The organism is Alcanivorax xiamenensis, from assembly GCF_009846745.1.
GTDB lineage: Bacteria > Pseudomonadota > Gammaproteobacteria > Pseudomonadales > Alcanivoracaceae > Alloalcanivorax > Alloalcanivorax xiamenensis.
Genome location: NZ_AQPF01000093.1, coordinates 1 through 3,592 on the forward strand (window position 1 = coordinate 1; position 3,592 = coordinate 3,592).

General features: G+C 60.5%; 5 protein-coding genes. All 5 read left to right on the forward strand.

Annotated elements, in window-relative coordinates:
• On the forward strand, positions 1 to 1,035 hold a 1,035-nt coding region (locus tag A6D6_RS21395; protein ID WP_236564208.1), incomplete at its 5' end, for an RNA-directed DNA polymerase.
• Positions 1,032 to 1,289: a hypothetical protein gene (locus tag A6D6_RS21400; RefSeq protein ID WP_159661828.1), complete on the forward strand. Its 258-nt coding sequence runs from the start codon at positions 1,032 to 1,034 to the stop codon at positions 1,287 to 1,289. The genes A6D6_RS21395 and A6D6_RS21400, both read left to right, overlap by 4 nt.
• A gap of 27 nt (positions 1,290 to 1,316) precedes the next feature.
• Positions 1,317 to 1,586, forward strand: coding sequence for a hypothetical protein (locus tag A6D6_RS21405; protein WP_159661829.1), 270 nt, complete (start codon positions 1,317 to 1,319; stop codon positions 1,584 to 1,586).
• A gap of 13 nt (positions 1,587 to 1,599) precedes the next feature.
• Positions 1,600 to 2,337: a hypothetical protein gene (locus A6D6_RS21410; protein WP_159661830.1), complete on the forward strand. Its 738-nt coding sequence runs from the start codon at positions 1,600 to 1,602 to the stop codon at positions 2,335 to 2,337.
• A 271-nt stretch (positions 2,338 to 2,608) separates the two neighbouring features.
• A partial coding sequence (locus tag A6D6_RS21415; protein ID WP_159661831.1) for a site-specific integrase occupies positions 2,609 to 3,592 on the forward strand: 984 nt, incomplete at its 3' end.

A 3,592-nucleotide genomic window follows, 5' to 3' on the forward strand; every position in this document is an offset into this window, starting at 1 on the left:
TTTAGCCGCTCCGCCCTCGCGTTCGAGATGAACCTCGAACGTAACCTGGTGGACCTGGATCGCGAGCTGCGCGCCGGCGCTTACCGCCCGGGTACCAGTATCTGTTTCGTGGTAACCCACCCGAAACCCCGGGAGGTCTGGGCCGCACAGTTCCGCGACCGGATTGTCCACCACCTGCTGTACAACCGAATCGCCGACCGTTTCCATCGGCGGTTTATCGCAGATAGCTGCGCTTGCATTCCCGGGCGCGGCACGCTGTACGCTGCCCAGCGGTTGGAACACAAGATCCGCAGCGTCACAGAAAACTGGCAACACCAGGCGCACTACCTGAAATGCGACCTGGCCAATTTCTTCGTCAGCATCGATAAGCGAATCCTTCGTGACCAGCTGGCCGCCCAGATCCCGGAGCCCTGGTGGCTCGCACTGGCAGAGCTGGTGCTGTTCCATGACCCGCGCGAGGACCATGAGGTCAGGGGCCGCCAGGAGCTGCTGAGGCGGGTGCCCCAGCACAAGCGCCTGGCCAGCCAACCGGCCCACTTGGGGCTGCCCATCGGCAATCTCAGCAGCCAGTTTTTCGCCAATGTCTATCTGAACGCCCTGGATCAGTTCGTAAAACACCAGGTGCGCGCCCGCCACTACGTGCGCTATGTGGATGACTTCGTGCTGCTGCACCGCGATCCGGCATGGCTTACTGGGGCTCAACGCCGGATTGAGACGTTCCTGCCGGCGACTCTGCACGTGGTGCTGAACCCGAAGAAAACCATCATCCAACCCGTGGAGCGCGGGGTGGACTTCGTGGGACAGGTCATCAAGCCCTGGCGCCGAACCACCCGCCGACGCACTGTCCAGCACGCCTGTCAGCGCGTGGCCACGGCGCCGGGCCCGCAGCTCCACGACACCGCCAATAGCTATTGCGGACTGCTACGGCAGGCCAGCCACAGCGAGCGCGACCGGCAGCGCCTGGCCAAAGCCTTGTTCGCTCGCGGCCGCGCCGTCAACAAGGCACTGACCCAGATCCACGGGAGGCACCGATGATCGTCGCCACTTACTCCGTCCACAACGAGGCGCCGCTGATTTCACCCAAGGCCGCAGGCCTGGGGCCCGGCCGCTGGCTGGTGAAGCTCTATGCCCGGGGCGAAACCGAGCGGCATACCGATCAGATCCGCAACAGCCAACCCTGCCACCTATCCGATCTGCTGCAGCTGGCCGTCCAGACCCATGACGACATGCTGAATGAATTGGGCTGGCTGGTGGTCGATGCCGGGTTCCAGGTTTTGCGGTTGCGCTGATTACCACGACACACCAAGGGGAGAACCATGTCTCGTTACCAACCCACTATCACGCTCTCCCAGCCGGAACTGGCCATGCTCCGCACCGGGAAGCGCCCCAGCACCGTTATCCAACGCGGACAATGGCTCCGTCTGCCCACCGGGGAACGGGGCCGGTACGTCCGGCACGATCGCCGTGGCGGGCTTTGGATGGCACTCGGCGATAGCCGACCGTACAGCGTCAACATCGAATTCACTTCACTGGTGAGCAAGGCGCGGCTACTGGAGCCGCATCGCAGCCAGCTAAGCCTTGTGTAACTTGGAGAGCGTCATGACCAGCCACCAAATCGAACCAGAAATTGTAGAAACATGCGAAGGGGAGATCGTGGCCCGAGCAGCCATGGAGTTCCTAAATCGGTTCTGGGACAACGGATATGAAATGCTCAACTTCAATCCAAGCAACAGAAACGACATCGATCACCTACTTGATGTGATTTACCGGGCGCAGGCGGGCGACTCTGCCTGGAAGCAGGAAGAGACAGCCATATATCAGGACGCGTTAGAGCGAATCATGCCTTATCCACAAAGCCCAGAACTGGAGCTTGGATACCGGGAGTGCAGACGCATTGCTCGGCAAGCATTGGAACAGGGCCATCGTCTCCGCACCAGCCAGGAGGGTGAATGCAAGAACTCGAACGTCACCGGCGCCGCGAGCGACAAAGAGGAGCCCGTTGCATATATCAGCCCCGAGATGCTCAGCGCACGACTGATCGCCACGCCGGAAGAAGGTCCCGTCATCGCATTTCTAGGTGAAGTCGTTGCAGAACTGGAGCGTGCCCGCCGCTTGTTCCCTGGGGACCGGATCATGGGCCTGGCGCTGGCCGAGGAATTCGGCGAGCTGATCAAAGCTCTGCTGGATGAACCAGGCAAAGCAGTCTGGAAAGAAGCCGTTCAGACAGCTGTCATGGCCGCTCGCGTTGCAATCGACGGAGATGGCAGCGTGGACCAATGGCGCGCAGCGAAAGGGCTGGACGACCACCGCAGGGCTACTGAATGGGAGGATGCCTGATGGGACACCCCGCCCTTGTCTACGAAGAGGAGCTCATGGAGATGAGCGGATACACGCGCCGCAAAGACCTCCAGAAATGGTTGGATCAGCACCACGTCTGGTACCTACCAGGAAAGGAAGGGCGCATATCTACTACTGTAGAGGCCCTGAACCGTGCCGGACTTGGCGCCAGTAATGATGAGTGGGATCCGGTTTAATGGGGCGACAGCGCAGCACAAGACGGGATACTGTCCTGCCTCAATACGTCCAACGGAAACCAGACCGGAATCGAGTGATCTGGCGGGACTACCTGGGACAGGGCCGGTTTGGCAAGGTGGTCACCCTGGTAGACGAAGACGGGCACCCCTTGCCGGCGACAGCCAGCCACCGGGACATCCTGAGTGCCTATTCGCGCCAGATCACCAAGTCCAGCAGCCATACGCTACGATGGCTCATAGACAAATATTTGGATGGTGTACACTTCAAGTCCCTGGCCAGCACCACCCAGGACGGCTATCAGGTCTTCGCGAACACAATCAAGAATCACCCAACGAAAGGCGGACGGCTACTTGGCGAGGCCCCATTGAAGGCCCTAACACCGCCGACATTCTCCAAATACCGGGACGCTCGTACCGAAAAAGCGCCAGTGGCCGCTGTTCGCGAGATCCAGTTCATCCGCGCGGTGTTCAGTTGGGGCATTGAGTATGGCCACTGCCAGAGCAACCCAGCCAAAAGCGTGCGCCTGCAGGAGACCGGAGGCAGCGAACGTTACATCGAGGACTGGGAATATGACCGCCTTATGGCCTGTTCGTCGGACCTGCTGGCCGTGGCCATGGAGTTTGCATATCTGCTGCGCGCCCGGGTGAGTGAGGTCCTGGCACTGGAACAGAAGGACATCAAGGCATCCGGCCTTCATCTACGGCGCAAAAAGGGCAGTGAGAGCGAGATTACCCTGTGGACACCCCGCCTACGGGACGCCCTGGAGGCCGCCAAAGCGCTCCACAGGGGCGCAGACAGCCAATACCTCATCCATGGCAAGGATGGTGACAAAGTGACGTACTGGGCCGTGAGGAGCGCCTTTGTCAGGGCAATGGATAAGGCCATGGACAAGAAACTGGCCCATAAAGACAAAACCAGCGCCATTGAGGAGTGGTTCACATTCCACGACATCAAGGCCAAGGGCATCACAGACCACAAGAATCACCATGGTGGGCACCGGTCGAAGCGGATGCGGGATGTCTACGTGCGGAAGGCGGAGGAGGTGGATAGCACCCGG

Bases quoted from the DNA above. Each gene is read 5' to 3' on its own strand.
- A6D6_RS21400 (WP_159661828.1), top strand. From the start codon at position 1,032: ATGATCGTCGCCACTTACTCCGTCCACAACGAGGCGCCGCTGATTTCA.
- A6D6_RS21405 (WP_159661829.1), top strand. From the start codon at position 1,317: ATGTCTCGTTACCAACCCACTATCACGCTCTCCCAGCCGGAACTGGCC.
- A6D6_RS21410 (WP_159661830.1), top strand. From the start codon at position 1,600: ATGACCAGCCACCAAATCGAACCAGAAATTGTAGAAACATGCGAAGGG.